Here is a 15,614-nt window from a genome sequence, read left to right as displayed (position 1 = left end):
CCCGAGCGCCATGCTCGGCCTCTCCGACGGACCCGTTCAAGCCGCGGCAACAGTGACCGGTACACCGTTCAACGCCGCGTTGCCCGACAACTCGTCGAGCTGGCACTCGTCGGTCAGGTCATTGGCGCTGGCCCCCGGCTGGCCGCTGGCAATGGCCATCTGCACGCCGGGCCGCGCATGGCCCCAACCGTGCGGCAGGCTGACCACGCCTTTCATCATGTCCGAACTACCGAGCACTTCCACTTCGATCACGCCGACCCGGGAGCTGACCCGCACCCGCTGTCCGTCACTGAGCCCGCGACTGGCGAGGTCGTCAGGGTGCATCAGCAACTGATGGCGCGGCTTGCCTTTCACCAGCCGGTGGTAATTGTGCATCCAGGAATTATTGCTGCGCACATGACGGCGGCCGATCATCAGGAGTTCATCGGCGACCGGCGCCTGCGACGCGGCAAAACGAGCCAGGTCCGCGAGCATGACCTCTGGCGCCGCCTGGACGCGCTGGTCAGCGGTTTTCAAGCGCGCCGCCAGGTTGGCCTTGAGGGGCCCCAGGTCGACCCCATGCGGGTGATCGAACAGCGTCGCCAGCGACAACTTGTGTGCCGAGGCATCGCCGTAGGATCCCATCCGCAACCCCAGGTCAATCATGCTGGCCGGCGGCATCGTCGGCTTCAACTCCTTGCCGGTTTTCGCGGCAAAGGCTTTCGCCAGCCCGACGAAAATCTCCCAGTCGTGCAACGCCCCCTCCGGTTTGGCCAGGATTGCGCGGTTGAACCGGGTGACGTTTCGCACGGCAAACAGGTTGAATGTGGTGTCGTAGTGATCGTTTTCCAGGGCGGATGTCGATGGCAGAATCAGGTCGGCATAACGGGTGGTTTCGTTGATGTAGAGGTCGACGCTGACCATGAACTCCAACCCATCCAGCGCCTGCTCCAGTTGCCGGCCATTGGGTGTCGACAGCACCGGGTTGCCGGCCACCGTGATCAATGCCCGCACCTGACCTTCCCCACCGGTGAGCATCTCTTCGGCCATGGCCGACACCGGCAGCTCACCGGCATATTCCGGGCGTCCGGACACCCGGCTCTGCCACAGATTGAAATGCCCGCCCGAGGTGGTTGCCACCAGGTCCACGGCCGGTTCGGTGCACAACGCGCCGCCGACGCGATCGAGGTTGCCGGTCACCAGATTGATCAGTTGCACCAGCCAATGACAGAGCGTGCCGAAAGCCTGGGTCGACACGCCCATGCGTCCATAGCAGACCGCCGTCGGCGCCGCGGCGAAGTCCCGGGCCAACTGGCGTATCTGCTCGGCCGGCACTGCGCACAGCGGACTCATGGCCTCGGCGGTGAACCGCGCAATCGCCTGGCGAACAAGATCCAGGCCCTCCACCGGCAGATGGCTGTCGCGGGTCAGGCCTTCACTGAACAAGGTATTGAGCACGCCGAACAGCAAGGCCGCATCGCCCCCCGGGCGCACGAACAGGTGCTGATCGGCCATCGCCGCCGTCTCGCTGCGGCGCGGGTCGACCACCACCACTTTGCCGCCCCGGGCCTGAATCGCTTTCAGGCGCTTCTCCACGTCCGGCACGGTCATGATGCTGCCGTTGGACGCCAGCGGGTTACCGCCGAGAATCAACATGAAATCGGTGTGATCGATGTCCGGGATCGGCAACAGCAAGCCGTGGCCATACATCAAATGGCTGGTCAGGTGATGCGGCAACTGGTCGACCGAAGTCGCGGAAAACCGATTGCGGGTCTTCAGCAAGCCCAGGAAGTAGTTGCTGTGAGTCATCAACCCGTAGTTGTGCACGCTGGGGTTGCCTTGATAGACCGCCACCGCATTCTGCCCGTGACGCGCCTGGATCTCCGACAACCGCTCGGCGACCAGGTGGAAGGCGTCTTCCCATTCGACAGGCTGCCACTCGTTGCCGACCCGCAGCATCGGCTGGCGCAGCCGGTCCGGGTCGTTCTGAATGTCCTGCAGGGCGACAGCCTTGGGGCAGATGTGACCGCGACTGAACGTATCCTGGGCGTCGCCCTTGATCGAGGTGATTTGCACGTTGCCATCGGTCTCGGTGGTCTCGATGGTCAGGCCGCAGATGGCTTCACACAGGTGGCAGGCACGGTGATGGAGAGTCTTGGTCATGGCCAGTCTCTTTCTTGTACTGGGCGGGCATTGTCGGCCGCGGGATCAAGACTATGGCCCGCGCCCCGGCGCCGCGCCAGCGACGTTCGCGTTGTGAATCGGCCCCCATCAGCCCAGCCGATGGCCGCCCCGACCTCAGTTCGATGGCAACCTGGGCGGGGCTTGCAACTGGATTTCCTGGATGGTTTCGATCTGCTCGTGAGCGACGTGTACGCCGGTCAGCTCGCCAATGATCCGCCAGTGCTCGTCGAGACCGGCGCTGATGGTGGCCATGCGATCAATCATGCGTCGGCCGGCAGCCTTGGTGACCTCGTCGTTGCTTCGCAAGAGTTCGAAGGACATCGACGTCATGGAAGCCGTGAGGTGCGTCAGTGCCCGGGCCGTGAGGCCGAGCAATTCCATGAGTTGCTGTTCTTTCGATTCCATTCCGGGGCTTCCTGCATCGATCGTGACTTATTTATAACCCAGCACATTGCATTAGCAAGTGTTTCAGACGAAGCACATTGCCATTAACGCTGAAAGGCACCGGATCGAAACCGACAGCGACAGTAGCATCCCCGCCCCGCTTGATTGCCAAGCCCCGCGAGCCCGGTGTACAAATGACGGGCTGCTGTCAGGAACCCACTTCAAACGCGCTGTCGCGGCTTTCGCGTAGCCCCTCTGAAATCCGTAAACACCGTAGCCTATTGGAAAAACGCGACATTTAGTGTCAAGATCGCGCCTTCCCTATTTCGTCGCCCCGTGCGGCTTACGCCGCAGGTCTCGCCCGTTGTTCCGTAAAACAAGGCTTTGAGTATCTGCGGTCTGTTGCAAAAAGGTAGTCAATGATGAGCGCTAGGCACTTTCTCTCCCTGATGGACTGCACGCCCGACGAGCTGGTCAGCGTGCTCCGTCGAGGCGTGGAGCTCAAAGACCTGCGTAACCGCGGCGTACTGTTCGAGCCATTGAAAAACCGCGTGCTCGGGATGATTTTCGAGAAGTCCTCGACCCGCACCCGTATTTCATTCGAAGCCGGCATGATCCAACTGGGTGGCCAGGCGATCTTCCTGTCGCCACGGGATACGCAACTGGGCCGTGGCGAGCCGATCGGCGACGCCGCCATCGTCATGTCGAGCATGCTCGATGCGGTGATGATCCGTACCTTCGCCCACAGCACCCTGACCGAATTCGCCGCCAACTCCCGCGTGCCGGTGATCAACGGCCTGTCCGATGACCTGCACCCGTGTCAGTTGCTGGCCGACATGCAAACCTTCCTGGAGCATCGCGGCTCGATCCAGGGCAAGACTGTGGCCTGGATCGGCGACGGCAACAACATGTGCAACAGCTATATAGAAGCGGCGATCCAGTTCGACTTCCAGTTGCGCATCGCCTGCCCCGAAGGTTACGAGCCCAACCCCGAATTCGTGGCCAGAGCCGGTGACCGGGTGACCATCGTCCGCGATCCGCAGGAGGCCGTGCGCGGCGCTCATCTGGTGAGCACCGACGTCTGGACCTCCATGGGCCAGGAAGAAGAAACCGCCAAGCGCCTGAAGCTGTTCGCGCCGTACCAGGTCAATCGCGCCCTGCTGGACCTGGCTGCCGATGACGTGCTGTTCATGCACTGCCTGCCCGCCCACCGTGGCGAGGAAATCAGCCTCGACCTGCTCGATGACCCGCGCTCCGTCGCCTGGGACCAGGCAGAAAACCGCCTCCACGCACAAAAGGCCCTGCTCGAGTTTCTCGTCGAGCCGGCGTACCACCACGCATGAGCCAGCCATTACTGCTTAATCTGCGCAACCTCGCCTGCGGCTATCAGGACCAGCGGGTCGTGCAAAACCTCAACCTGCATTTGAACGCCGGCGACATCGGTTGCCTGCTCGGCTCTTCGGGTTGCGGCAAAACCACCACGCTGCGGGCGATTGCCGGTTTCGAACCGGTGCACGAAGGTGAGATCACCCTGGCGGGCGAGACGATCTCCAGCGCCGGGTTCACCCTGGCCCCGGAAAAACGCCGGATCGGCATGGTGTTCCAGGACTATGCCCTGTTCCCGCATTTGAGCGTGGCCGAGAACATCGCCTTCGGCATTCGCAAGCACCCGCAGAAAGAACGGGTCACCGAAGAACTGCTGGAACTGGTCAACCTGAAGAACCTGGGCAAGCGCTTTCCACACGAACTGTCGGGGGGCCAGCAACAGCGTGTTGCCCTGGCTCGCGCCCTGGCACCGGAACCGCAGTTGCTGTTGCTCGACGAACCCTTTTCCAACCTCGATGGCGAACTGCGGCGCAAGCTCAGCCACGAAGTGCGCGACATCCTCAAGGCCCGGGGCACCAGCGCGATCCTGGTGACCCACGATCAGGAAGAAGCATTCGCGGTCAGCGACCACGTCGGGGTATTCAAGGAAGGCCGCCTGGAACAGTGGGACACGCCCTACAACCTGTACCACGAACCGCAGACCCCCTATGTCGCCAGCTTTATTGGCCAGGGTTACTTCATTCGCGGCCAACTGAGCAGCCCGGAATCGGTCCAGACCGAGCTCGGCGAATTGCGCGGTAACCGGGCCTACACCTGGCCGACCGGTGGCGCGGTGGACGTGCTGCTGCGCCCGGACGATATCGTTTATGCCCCGGACAGCGCCTTGAAGGCACGGATTGTCGGCAAGTCATTCCAGGGGGCGTCGACGTTGTACCGCTTGCAGATGCCGACCGGTGCACAACTCGAGTCGATTTTCCCGAGCCATATCGATCATCAGGTCGGCTCGGATGTCGGGATTCAGGTGGCTGCCGATCATCTGGTGTTGTTCCAGGCGTCCGGCAGCACGGCGGCGCAGATTCCCCGGGTTGAGTCGGGTGTGCGGCGGTACAGCACCGCCAACTGATACACGGATCAACGGTGGGAGCGTGCCTGCTCGCTCCCACATTGATGCCCCGTATCACCCCAACATCAGTGTGCCGCTGGCCACCAGCGTCGCATTCCCGCCGATCTTCACCCGATCCCCTTCCAGCCGGCAGAACAACTCGCCGCCGCGTTTCGAACATTGATAGGCCGTCAGGCTCGACTTGCCCAGGCGTTTTGACCAGTACGGAATCAGGCTGCAGTGAGTCGACCCCGTCACCGGATCTTCATTGATGCCGATGGCCGGTGCGAAATAGCGCGACACGAAATCATGCTTGCTGCCCTTGGCGGTGACAATGGCCCCCAGCCACGGCAGCTTGGCCAGGGCAACCATGTCTGGCTGGCAATCGAGCACCGCCTGCTCGGACTCCAGCACCACGAACAACTCGTTCGAGCCCCGCACATCGACCGCTTCGACACCCAGCGCACGCTCGACATCCACGGTCACGCCCACTTCCGACGTATCAATGGCCGGGAAGTCCAGCCACAAGCGTTCGCCTTCGCGGGTCACACTCAGCGGACCGGATTTGCAGATGAAATCCAGGCGCTGTGCCGGCTCCTTATGGATGTCGAACAAGACATGCGCGCTGGCCAGCGTGGCGTGTCCGCACAATGGCACTTCGGTGGTGGGCGTAAACCAGCGAATGCGCCAGCCCTGCCCTTCGCGCACCACAAAGGCGGTTTCGGCCAGGTTGTGCTCGGCAGCAATTTTTTGCATCAAATCGTCGGCGAGCCAGGCATCGAGCCGATAGACCATCGCCGGATTGCCACCGAAGGGCCGATCACTGAAAGCATCGACCTGGTAAAACTCAAGCTGCATAAATCTTCTCCCTGATTCAGGCGCGGCCAATTTCGGCAAACGCCGCCTGAGTATGCTCGGCCAATACTGCCGGCGCCAATTCAACTTCCAGGCCGCGCCGTCCGGCACTGACAAAAATGCTGGCGAAGCCCTGAGCCGAACGGTCGATAAAGGTCCGCAGGCGTTTTTTCTGCCCGAGCGGGCTGATGCCGCCCAGCAGATAACCGGTGGAGCGTTGCGCGGCAGCCGGGTCGGCCATTTCGACTTTCTTGACCTTGGCCGCATGGGCCAGGCCTTTCAAGTCCAGACTGCCGGCCACCGGCACCACCGCCACCAGCAATTCCCCTTTCTCGCTGGCCGCAAGCAATGTCTTGAACACCCGCGCAGGGTCCAGACCGAGTTTTTCCGCCGCCTCGAGCCCGTAGGACGCTGCCTTCGGATCATGTTCGTAACTGTGTACGTGATGTTCGGCACGAACCTTTTTCAACAAATCCAATGCGGGGGTCATGACAGCTCCAGACTGGGCAGCAGGAAAAAACAGTGCGTCCGATTCTAGGACATTGCCCTCTAAAACGCTCTATCCCGGCTGCGTTTGCGCAGCACCTGGCGAGACCCTACCGTTCGTCAGCGTTCTCCTGACCAATCAAACAAAACGATCATTCATGTGACTAATAGTTCTGATGTGACCGATGGTTCATTTTCGATCTTTGACAGTTATGTTTCTTGACTATATTTTTTCGATTACGAATACCGTATAACGCGACAATGCAGCACCCAGCAGTAGACCGGGTATCAGGGTGGGGACCCTCCCCGGTGAAAATCGCGCTTTGACCAGGATCAGGAAAAGGCGCCAGAGAAAAAAAACAAAGAGGTATTCAATGACAACTGCTTTACGACAACCGTCGCTCTCCAGCCAATGCATGGCCGAGTTCCTGGGCACTGCGCTGCTGATCTTTTTCGGTACCGGTTGTGTTGCCGCGCTCAAGGTCGCGGGTGCCAGCTTCGGCTTATGGGAAATCAGCATCATCTGGGGTGTTGGCGTGAGCATGGCGATCTACTTGACCGCAGGCGTGTCCGGCGCTCACCTCAATCCTGCCGTCAGCATCGCGCTGTGTATGTTCACCGATTTCGAGAAGCGCAAACTGCCGCTGTACATGCTCTCCCAGGTGGCCGGTGCGTTCTGCGGCGCCTTGTTGGTTTACACGCTGTACAGCAACCTCTTCTTCGATTACGAACAAACCCACCATATGGTTCGTGGCAGTCAGGCCAGCCTCGAACTTGCGTCGGTGTTTTCCACTTTCCCCAACCCGTCGCTGTCCACCGCCCAGGCATTCCTGGTTGAAGTGATCATTACCGCGATCCTGATGGGCGTGATCATGTCGCTGACCGACGACAACAACGGCTTGCCGAACGGGCCCATGGCGCCGCTGCTGATCGGGCTGCTGATTGCCGTGATCGGCAGCTCGATGGGTCCGCTGACGGGTTTCGCGATGAATCCGGCGCGTGATTTCGGCCCCAAGCTGATGACTTTCTTCGCAGGCTGGGGTGAAATTTCCCTCACCGGCGCGCGTGATATCCCGTATTTCCTGATCCCGATTTTTGCACCGATCATCGGTGCCTGCCTCGGTGCCGCCGCCTATCGCGGGCTGATTGCCCGCCATTTGCCAGGCTCCGAACCTGCTACAACGGATGCAGCACCGGCCATTGACGGCAAACCAAGAACTTCTTGATACCGTTGGCGCGCGATCCTGCCCTTTTGATCCGCGCCTGACCTCACCCCCTTATTTCGACCAAGGCAATCGACATGACCGACATTCAGAATAAGAACTACATCATTGCCCTCGATCAGGGTACGACCAGCTCGCGCGCGATCATTTTCGACCGCGATGCCAACGTGGTCTGCACCGCCCAGCGCGAATTCGCCCAGCACTACCCACAGGCCGGCTGGGTGGAACACGACCCGATGGAAATCTTCGCCACCCAAAGTGCCGTGATGGTCGAAGCCCTGGCGCAAGCTGGTCTGCATCACGACCAGGTGGCCGCCATCGGCATCACCAACCAGCGTGAAACCACCGTCGTCTGGGACAAGACCACCGGCCGGCCGATCTACAACGCGATCGTCTGGCAGTGCCGGCGCAGCACCGAGATCTGCCAGCAGCTCAAACGCGATGGCCACGAGCAATACATCAGCGAGACCACCGGCCTGGTCACCGACCCGTACTTCTCCGGCACCAAACTCAAGTGGATCCTCGACAACGTCGAGGGCAGCCGTGAACGGGCACGCAACGGCGAACTGCTGTTCGGCACCGTCGACAGCTGGCTGATCTGGAAATTTACCGGCGGCAAGGTGCACGTCACCGACTACACCAACGCCTCGCGCACGATGCTCTTCAACATCCACACCCTGGAGTGGGATGCGAAGATGCTGGAAGTTTTGGATATCCCGCGCGAGATGCTGCCGCCGGTGAAATCGTCTTCTGAAATCTATGGCCACACCAAGAGCGGCATCGCCATCGGCGGTATCGCCGGTGACCAACAGGCTGCGCTGTTCGGCCAGATGTGCGTCGAACCGGGCCAGGCGAAAAACACCTACGGCACGGGCTGCTTCCTGCTGATGAACACCGGCGAGAAAGCCGTGAAATCGCAACACGGCATGCTGACCACCATCGCGTGCGGTCCGCGCGGCGAAGTCGCCTACGCGCTGGAAGGTGCAGTGTTCAACGGCGGCTCGACCGTTCAATGGCTGCGCGATGAATTGAAGATCATCAACGACGCGCATGACACCGAATACTTCGCCAACAAGGTCAAGGACAGCAACGGCGTGTACCTGGTGCCGGCCTTCACCGGGCTCGGTGCGCCCTACTGGGACCCGTATGCCCGTGGCGCGTTGTTCGGCCTGACCCGCGGCGTTCGCGTGGACCACATCATTCGTGCGGCCCTGGAGTCGATTGCCTACCAGACCCGCGACGTGCTCGACGCCATGCAACAGGATTCCGGCGAACGCCTCAAAGCGCTGCGCGTGGACGGCGGCGCGGTGGCGAACAACTTCCTCATGCAATTCCAGGCCGACATTCTGGGCACTCAGGTCGAACGTCCGAAAATGCGTGAGACCACGGCGCTCGGTGCGGCTTACCTGGCCGGTCTGGCCTGTGGTTTCTGGGGCAGCCTGGAGGAGTTGCGCGACAAGGCCATCATCGAGCGCGAGTTCGAACCGACGCTGGACGAAGCGGCCAAGGAAAAACTCTACGCCGGCTGGAAAAAAGCCGTCAGCCGCACCCGCGACTGGGAACCGCACGAAGGCGCTGAATAAGCCACGGACCGGACCGGTATCCGGTTGTAACTGGCAGGGAGTAGATTCCTGCGGCATCATGGGCAAATTTTGCACGGCAGCCCAAAGGACGCCCCATGAATCTGCCTCCCCGTCAGCAACAAATCCTCGAGCTGGTTCGCGAACGCGGTTACGTCAGCATCGAGGAAATGGCCTCGCTGTTCGTCGTGACCCCCCAGACCATCCGCCGCGACATCAATCAGCTCGCGGAAGCCAATCTGCTGCGTCGCTACCATGGCGGCGCGGCCTACGATTCCAGTGTCGAAAACACCGCCTACGCCATGCGCGCCGACCAGATGCGCGATGAAAAGCAGCGGATCGGCGAAGCCATTGCCGCGCAGATCCCTGACCACGCCTCGCTGTTCATCAACATCGGCACCACCACCGAATCGATCGCCCGGGCGCTGCTCAACCACAGCCATTTGAAGATCATCACCAATAACCTGCACGTCGCGTCGATGCTCAGCGCCAAGGACGACTTCGACGTCCTGTTGACCGGCGGCAATGTGCGGCGCGATGGCGGCGTGGTCGGTCAGGCGAGCGTCGATTTCATCAACCAGTTCAAGGTCGATTTCGCCCTGGTCGGCATCAGCGGCATCGATGAAGACGGCAGCCTGCTGGACTTCGATTACCAGGAAGTACGGGTATCCCAGGCCATCATCGCCAATGCCCGGCAGGTGATCCTGGCAGCGGACTCCAGCAAATTCGGACGCAACGCCATGATCCGGCTGGGGCCGATCAGCCTCATCGATTGCCTGGTAACCGACCAGCAACCGGTGCCGGCCCTGGCGCAGTTGTTGAGTCAGCATAAGGTTCGGTTGGAAGTCGTTTGATCACCTTGGCTTCTCTGTAGCCTGTGCCGGCCCCATCGCGAGCAAGCCCGCTCCCACAGTTGATCCGTGTCGTTCACACAAACACTGTGGGAGCGGGCTTGCTCGCGAAGGGGCCGGAACAGACAACATCCCACTTGCGCTAAAAACGCGCCCTCATGTTCGAAAATTTTCCTTTAGCCGCCCTTCGATGAGTTTTTTCAATCGAAGCAGGCTGGCTGTGCACGGCTTATTGGGCTACCATTTTCGCAAATGAACATTAATGTTCGAATTCAAATACCGAAAACCAAAAAATACCCGAGGCCATGCGATGCCCACTTCTACCTTGCCTACGCCTCCTATCGCTGAGGTCTACGACGTTGCCGTCATCGGTGGCGGGATCAATGGCGTGGGAATCGCAGCGGATGCCGCCGGTCGCGGTCTCTCGGTATTCCTTTGCGAAAAGGACGACCTGGCCAGCCATACGTCGTCGGCCAGCAGCAAACTGATCCACGGTGGCCTGCGCTACCTTGAACATTACGAATTCCGCCTGGTCCGTGAAGCCCTCGCCGAGCGCGAAGTGCTGCTGGCCAAAGCGCCGCACATCGTCAAGCAGATGCGCTTCGTATTGCCGCATCGCCCGCACCTGCGCCCGGCCTGGATGATCCGCGCGGGCCTGTTTCTGTATGACAACCTCGGCAAACGGGAAAAGCTCGAAGGCTCGAAAAGCCTGAAGTTCGGCCCGGACAGCCCGTTGAAAAGCGAAATCACCAAGGGTTTCGAATACTCCGATTGCTGGGTCGACGACGCCCGCCTGGTGGTATTGAACGCCATGGCCGCCCGCGAAAAAGGCGCCCATGTTCACACCCAGACCCGCTGCGTCAGCGCCCGCCGCACCAAGGGCCTGTGGCACCTGCACCTGGAACGCCCCGACGGCAGCCTGTTCTCGATCCGCAGCAAGGCACTGGTCAACGCGGCCGGTCCATGGGTCGCCAAGTTCATTCGTGATGACCTGAAGATGGAATCGCCCTACGGCATCCGCCTCATCCAGGGCAGCCACCTGATCGTGCCGAAACTGTACGAGGGCGACCACGCACACATTCTGCAGAACGAAGATCAGCGTATCGTTTTCACCATTCCGTACCTGAACCAGTTCACCCTGATCGGCACGACCGATCGCGAATACACCGGTGACCCGGCAAAAGTGGCTATCACCGACGGCGAAACCGATTACCTGCTCAAAGTGGTCAATGCCCACTTCAAGAAACAGATCAGCCGTGACGACATCCTGCACAGTTATTCCGGGGTGCGCCCGCTGTGCAACGATGAGTCCGACAACCCATCGGCCGTCACCCGCGACTACACGCTGGCCTTGTCGGGTTCTGCTGAAGAGGCCCCGTTGCTGTCCGTGTTCGGCGGCAAGCTGACCACCTACCGCAAACTGGCCGAGTCGGCACTGGCGCAACTGGCACCGTACTTCCCGCACATCAAGCCGAGCTGGACCGCCGGCGAAACCCTGCCGGGCGGCGAAGACATGAGCACCCCGCAGGCCCTGAGTTCGCGGATTCGCGATCAGTACGATTGGGTGCCCACGGAAATCGCCCGTCGTTGGTCCACCACTTACGGCAGCCGCACCTGGCGCATGCTGGAAGGCGTGCAGACCCTCGCTGACCTGGGCGAACACATCGGCGGCGGCCTTTACAGCCGCGAGGTCGATTACCTGTGCAGCGAGGAATGGGCGACCACCGCGCATGACATCCTGTGGCGTCGCAGCAAGCTGGGCCTGTTCACCACGGCGGCCGAACAGCAGAAACTCGCCGACTACCTGAACACAGTCGAACAGAACCGCCGCAAGATCGAAGCGGCCTGATCGACCGGACCACTGTGAGCGAAAGCCCCCGAATCTCACGATTCGGGGGCTTTTTCCGTTCTGGGCACCTATACATTCCCCTGTGGGAGCGGGCTTGCTCGCGAATACGGTGTGTCAGATACGAAATAATGAATGACACGCCGCCATCGCGAGCAAGCCCGCTCCCACAGGGATGATCAACCAGCATGGCAAAGCATTCGGTTTTCCGAACAGAGCATTGACGTTCATTCGGTTAACCGGATTTTCTGATATCAAAAAAACATCAACCCAAACTAATAGCTCTTATAAATCAATGGGTTGATGCATTCGCCCTGGCCTGGCACGACTCATGCTCTACACTTTCGGACGAATGCTTGCTGCGTGGAACCTTGAAAGGCAGCAAACGTTCGAAGCTCAAAAGGGCCGATCAACTGGCTCCATAAAAAAAACAATGTCGAGGACAATTTGATGCGCATCGTTCCCCATATCCTGGGCGCAGCCATTGCTGCCGCTCTGATCAGCACTCCAGTTTTCGCCGCCGAACTCACCGGCACCCTGAAGAAGATCAAAGAGTCCGGTGTAATCACTCTCGGGCATCGTGACGCTTCCATTCCGTTTTCCTACATCGCGGACGCCTCCGGCAAGCCGATGGGTTACTCCCACGACATCCAGCTGAAAGTGGTCGAAGCCCTGAAGAAAGACCTTGACCTGCCAAACCTCCAGGTCAAATACAACCTGGTGACCTCGCAAACCCGTATTCCGCTGGTGCAGAACGGCACCGTGGACCTGGAATGCGGTTCCACCACCAACAACGTCGAGCGTCAGCAACAAGTTGACTTCTCCGTGGGCATCTTCGAAGTCGGCACCCGCCTGCTGGCCAAGAAAGACTCCGCCTACAAGGATTTCGACGACCTGAAAGGCAAGAACGTCGTGACCACCGCCGGCACCACGTCCGAGCGCATCCTCAAGGCAATGAATGCCGACAAGCAGATGGGCATGAACGTGATCTCCGCCAAGGACCATGGCGAGTCCTTCCAGATGCTGGAAAGCGGCCGTGCCGTAGCGTTCATGATGGACGACGCCTTGCTGGCCGGTGAAATGGCCAAGGCCAAAAAGCCAGCTGACTGGGCTGTAACCGGCACTCCACAGTCGTATGAAATCTACGGCTGCATGATGCGCAAAGGTGATGAGCCATTCAAAAAGGCAGTCGATGACGCCATCAAGGCCACCTACGCATCGGGCGAAATCAACCAGATTTTCGACAAGTGGTTCATGCAACCTATCCCGCCAAAAAACCTGAACCTGAACTTCCCGATGAGCAACGAGCTCAAGGCGCTGATCGCCACGCCGACCGATAAAGCGGCTGACGACAAGAAATCCTGATTTCTGTCTAACCTTATCTCCTGAGAGGGCCGTTGCCCTTTCAGGAGTTGTCACTCCCTGCTGGCATCAATCTGGAAACACTCGAACCGGTGGCTGTCGAGCCGCTCGTGTGTGCCCAATCGTCGCGATTGGGTGGGAACGGAGTTTCCCCAGGCGGGCATTTGTACATCGATAGAATCCGAGGGGAGACCCTAATGAATTACAACTGGGACTGGGGCGTGTTCTTCAGGTCCACCGGAGTGGGCAGCGAGACGTATCTCGACTGGTACATCTCCGGTCTGGGCTGGACCATCGCCATCGCCATCGTGGCCTGGATCATCGCCCTGGCACTGGGCTCGATTCTGGGTGTCATGCGCACCGTACCGAATCGCCTGGTGTCGGGCATTGCGACCTGCTTCGTGGAAATCTTCCGTAACGTGCCGCTGCTGGTGCAGCTGTTCATCTGGTACTTCCTGGTGCCCGACCTGCTGCCGCAGAACCTGCAGGACTGGTACAAGCAGGACCTGAACCCGACCACGTCGGCGTTCCTCAGCGTCATCGTGTGCCTGGGCCTGTTCACGGCCGCCCGGGTGTGCGAACAGGTGCGCACCGGCATCCAGGCACTGCCCAAGGGCCAGGAATCGGCCGCTCGCGCCATGGGCTTCAAGCTGCCGCAGATCTACTGGAACGTGCTGCTGCCCCAGGCTTACCGGATCATCATTCCGCCGCTCACGTCGGAATTTCTCAACGTCTTCAAGAACTCGTCCGTGGCGTCGCTGATCGGCCTGATGGAGTTGCTCGCGCAGACCAAGCAGACCGCCGAATTCTCGGCCAACCTGTTCGAAGCGTTCACCCTGGCCACGCTGATCTACTTCACCCTGAACATGAGCCTGATGCTGCTGATGCGCCTGGTCGAGAAGAAAGTCGCCGTGCCTGGCCTGATCTCCGTAGGGGGTAAATGATGGAATTCGACTTCTCGGGCATCATTCCTTCCCTGCCGGGCTTGTGGAACGGCATGGTCATGACCCTGCAACTGATGGCGATGGGCGTCGTCGGCGGGATCATCCTGGGCACCGTGCTCGCACTGATGCGCCTGTCCCACAGCAAACTGCTGTCGAACCTGGCCGGCGCCTACGTCAACTACTTCCGTTCGATCCCGCTGCTGCTGGTCATCACCTGGTTCTACCTGGCGGTGCCGTTCGTCCTGCGCTGGATCACCGGCGAAGACACCCCGATCGGCGCCTTCACCTCGTGCATCGTGGCGTTCATGATGTTCGAAGCGGCCTACTTCTGCGAAATCGTCCGTGCCGGCGTGCAGTCGATCCCCAAGGGTCAGATGGGTGCCGCCCAGGCGCTGGGCATGAATTATGGCCAGATGATGCGCCTGATCATCCTGCCGCAAGCGTTCCGCAAGATGACCCCGCTGTTGCTTCAGCAAAGCATCATCCTGTTCCAGGACACCTCGCTGGTCTACGCCGTCGGCCTGGTGGATTTCCTCAATGCTTCGCGCGCCAGTGGCGACATCATCGGTCGCTCGAATGAGTTCCTGATCTTCGCAGGTCTCGTGTACTTCATCATCAGCTTTGCCGCCTCGCAGCTGGTCAAGCGTCTGCAAAAAAGGTTCGCCGTATGATCTCTATCAAAAACATCAACAAGTGGTATGGGGACTTCCAGGTGCTGACCGATTGCAGCACCGAGGTCAAGAAAGGCGAAGTGATCGTGGTGTGCGGGCCGTCCGGTTCCGGCAAGTCGACCCTGATCAAGTGCGTCAACGCCCTGGAGCCGTTCCAGAAAGGTGACATCGTGGTCGATGGCACCTCCATCGCCAACCCGAAGACCGACCTGCCCAAGCTGCGCTCGCGCGTGGGCATGGTGTTCCAGCACTTCGAACTGTTCCCGCACCTGACCATCACCGAAAACCTGACCATTGCGCAGATCAAGGTGTTGGGCCGCAGCAAGGAAGAAGCCACCAAAAAAGGCCTGCAACTGCTGGAGCGTGTCGGCCTGTCGGCCCACGCCCACAAGCACCCGGGCCAGCTCTCCGGCGGTCAGCAACAGCGCGTGGCGATTGCCCGTGCGCTGGCGATGGACCCGATCGTCATGCTGTTCGACGAACCGACCTCGGCGCTGGACCCGGAAATGGTCAACGAAGTGCTCGACGTGATGGTGCAACTGGCCCATGAAGGCATGACCATGATGTGCGTGACCCACGAGATGGGCTTTGCCCGCAAAGTGGCGGACCGGGTGATCTTCATGGATGCCGGCAAGATCATCGAGGACTGCCCGAAAGAGGAGTTCTTCGGCGACATCAACAGCCGCGCCGAACGTACCCAGCACTTCCTCAACAAGATCTTGCAGCACTGAGAAAACACCGCACTCCCCTTGTGGGAGCGGGCTTGCTCGCGAAGGCGGCGGCACATTCAAAATGGATGTGACAGACACTACGCCTTCGCG

General features: G+C 60.3%; 14 protein-coding genes. 10 read left to right on the top strand and 4 right to left on the bottom strand.

Annotation, left to right across the window (positions count from 1 at the left end):
• Positions 1-36: 36 nt before the first annotated feature.
• Both ACM6IM_RS24735 and ACM6IM_RS24730 read right to left on the bottom strand, forming a co-directional pair.
• Positions 37-2,142 carry a molybdopterin oxidoreductase family protein gene (locus tag ACM6IM_RS24735; protein ID WP_414866557.1) on the bottom strand — a complete coding sequence of 702 codons (2,106 nt, stop codon included), beginning with the start codon at positions 2,140-2,142 and terminating at the stop codon, positions 37-39.
• A 135-nt stretch (positions 2,143-2,277) separates the two neighbouring features.
• The gene (locus ACM6IM_RS24730) at positions 2,278-2,568 is read right to left on the bottom strand and encodes a hypothetical protein (RefSeq protein WP_192305339.1); all 291 of its coding nucleotides are present in this window, start codon (positions 2,566-2,568) and stop codon (positions 2,278-2,280) included.
• 401 nt (positions 2,569-2,969) lie between these two features.
• Here ACM6IM_RS24730 and argF point away from each other — a divergent pair, with 401 nt between their 5' ends.
• Both argF and ACM6IM_RS24720 read left to right on the top strand, forming a co-directional pair.
• Positions 2,970-3,890 (top strand): ornithine carbamoyltransferase, encoded by a 921-nt coding sequence (argF, locus tag ACM6IM_RS24725; RefSeq protein WP_414866556.1) that lies wholly within the window; start codon positions 2,970-2,972, stop codon positions 3,888-3,890.
• A complete protein-coding gene (locus ACM6IM_RS24720) occupies positions 3,887-4,996 on the top strand; it encodes an ABC transporter ATP-binding protein (protein WP_414866555.1) in 1,110 nt (369 codons plus the stop codon). Before argF ends, ACM6IM_RS24720 begins: the two co-directional genes overlap by 4 nt.
• A 54-nt stretch (positions 4,997-5,050) precedes the next feature.
• Here the strand turns inward: ACM6IM_RS24720 and ACM6IM_RS24715 are convergent, their stop codons facing one another.
• A complete protein-coding gene (locus ACM6IM_RS24715) occupies positions 5,051-5,833 on the bottom strand; it encodes a PhzF family phenazine biosynthesis protein (RefSeq protein WP_201194098.1) in 783 nt (260 codons plus the stop codon).
• 16 nt (positions 5,834-5,849) lie between these two features.
• On the bottom strand, positions 5,850-6,320 hold the full coding sequence (gene ybaK / locus ACM6IM_RS24710) for a Cys-tRNA(Pro) deacylase (RefSeq protein WP_414866554.1): 471 nt from the start codon (positions 6,318-6,320) through the stop codon (positions 5,850-5,852).
• A 370-nt stretch (positions 6,321-6,690) separates the two neighbouring features.
• On the opposite strand from ybaK, the gene ACM6IM_RS24705 reads away from it, so the two are divergent.
• The 8 genes from ACM6IM_RS24705 to ACM6IM_RS24670 all read left to right on the top strand — a co-directional run bounded on the left by ACM6IM_RS24705 (position 6,691) and on the right by ACM6IM_RS24670 (position 15,524).
• A complete protein-coding gene (locus ACM6IM_RS24705; RefSeq protein WP_414866610.1) occupies positions 6,691-7,542 on the top strand; it encodes an MIP/aquaporin family protein in 852 nt (283 codons plus the stop codon).
• Between the two features lie 74 nt (positions 7,543-7,616).
• Positions 7,617-9,122 (top strand): glycerol kinase GlpK, encoded by a 1,506-nt coding sequence (glpK, locus tag ACM6IM_RS24700; protein WP_192305334.1) that lies wholly within the window; start codon positions 7,617-7,619, stop codon positions 9,120-9,122.
• Positions 9,123-9,217: 95 nt separating this feature from the next.
• Positions 9,218-9,973: a DeoR/GlpR family transcriptional regulator gene (locus tag ACM6IM_RS24695; protein WP_201194102.1), complete on the top strand. Its 756-nt coding sequence runs from the start codon at positions 9,218-9,220 to the stop codon at positions 9,971-9,973.
• Between the two features lie 307 nt (positions 9,974-10,280).
• A complete protein-coding gene (glpD, locus tag ACM6IM_RS24690; RefSeq protein ID WP_414866553.1) occupies positions 10,281-11,819 on the top strand; it encodes a glycerol-3-phosphate dehydrogenase in 1,539 nt (512 codons plus the stop codon).
• 447 nt (positions 11,820-12,266) lie between these two features.
• Positions 12,267-13,181 (top strand): glutamate/aspartate ABC transporter substrate-binding protein, encoded by a 915-nt coding sequence (locus ACM6IM_RS24685; RefSeq protein ID WP_201194105.1) that lies wholly within the window; start codon positions 12,267-12,269, stop codon positions 13,179-13,181.
• A 194-nt stretch (positions 13,182-13,375) separates the two neighbouring features.
• Positions 13,376-14,122, top strand: a complete 747-nt coding sequence (locus ACM6IM_RS24680; RefSeq protein ID WP_414866552.1) for an amino acid ABC transporter permease — start codon at positions 13,376-13,378, stop codon at positions 14,120-14,122.
• Entirely contained in the window at positions 14,122-14,793 is a 672-nt protein-coding gene (locus ACM6IM_RS24675) for an amino acid ABC transporter permease (RefSeq protein WP_192305324.1), read from the top strand. The genes ACM6IM_RS24680 and ACM6IM_RS24675 overlap by 1 nt, the downstream gene beginning before the upstream one ends.
• The gene (locus ACM6IM_RS24670) at positions 14,790-15,524 is read left to right on the top strand and encodes an amino acid ABC transporter ATP-binding protein (RefSeq protein ID WP_192305323.1); all 735 of its coding nucleotides are present in this window, start codon (positions 14,790-14,792) and stop codon (positions 15,522-15,524) included. Before ACM6IM_RS24675 ends, ACM6IM_RS24670 begins: the two co-directional genes overlap by 4 nt.
• Positions 15,525-15,614 lie beyond the last annotated feature (90 nt).

It is taken from the genome of Pseudomonas sp. IT-P12, assembly GCF_949767465.1.
Taxonomy (GTDB): Bacteria; Pseudomonadota; Gammaproteobacteria; order Pseudomonadales; family Pseudomonadaceae; genus Aquipseudomonas.
This window is presented reverse-complemented; position numbering and strand designations above follow the sequence as displayed.

What these genes read in the sequence shown, in the direction of transcription:
- ACM6IM_RS24730 (WP_192305339.1), bottom strand. Translation starts at nt 2,568, where the DNA reads ATGGAATCGAAAGAACAGCAACTCATGGAATTGCTCGGCCTCACGGCC.
- ybaK (WP_414866554.1), bottom strand. Translation starts at nt 6,320, where the DNA reads ATGACCCCCGCATTGGATTTGTTGAAAAAGGTTCGTGCCGAACATCAC.
- ACM6IM_RS24720 (WP_414866555.1), top strand. Translation starts at nt 3,887, where the DNA reads ATGAGCCAGCCATTACTGCTTAATCTGCGCAACCTCGCCTGCGGCTAT.
- ACM6IM_RS24670 (WP_192305323.1), top strand. Translation starts at nt 14,790, where the DNA reads ATGATCTCTATCAAAAACATCAACAAGTGGTATGGGGACTTCCAGGTG.
- ACM6IM_RS24675 (WP_192305324.1), top strand. Translation starts at nt 14,122, where the DNA reads ATGGAATTCGACTTCTCGGGCATCATTCCTTCCCTGCCGGGCTTGTGG.
- glpK (WP_192305334.1), top strand. Translation starts at nt 7,617, where the DNA reads ATGACCGACATTCAGAATAAGAACTACATCATTGCCCTCGATCAGGGT.
- glpD (WP_414866553.1), top strand. Translation starts at nt 10,281, where the DNA reads ATGCCCACTTCTACCTTGCCTACGCCTCCTATCGCTGAGGTCTACGAC.
- ACM6IM_RS24680 (WP_414866552.1), top strand. Translation starts at nt 13,376, where the DNA reads ATGAATTACAACTGGGACTGGGGCGTGTTCTTCAGGTCCACCGGAGTG.
- ACM6IM_RS24715 (WP_201194098.1), bottom strand. Translation starts at nt 5,833, where the DNA reads ATGCAGCTTGAGTTTTACCAGGTCGATGCTTTCAGTGATCGGCCCTTC.
- ACM6IM_RS24705 (WP_414866610.1), top strand. Translation starts at nt 6,691, where the DNA reads ATGACAACTGCTTTACGACAACCGTCGCTCTCCAGCCAATGCATGGCC.
- ACM6IM_RS24695 (WP_201194102.1), top strand. Translation starts at nt 9,218, where the DNA reads ATGAATCTGCCTCCCCGTCAGCAACAAATCCTCGAGCTGGTTCGCGAA.
- argF (WP_414866556.1), top strand. Translation starts at nt 2,970, where the DNA reads ATGAGCGCTAGGCACTTTCTCTCCCTGATGGACTGCACGCCCGACGAG.
- ACM6IM_RS24685 (WP_201194105.1), top strand. Translation starts at nt 12,267, where the DNA reads ATGCGCATCGTTCCCCATATCCTGGGCGCAGCCATTGCTGCCGCTCTG.
- ACM6IM_RS24735 (WP_414866557.1), bottom strand. Translation starts at nt 2,142, where the DNA reads ATGACCAAGACTCTCCATCACCGTGCCTGCCACCTGTGTGAAGCCATC.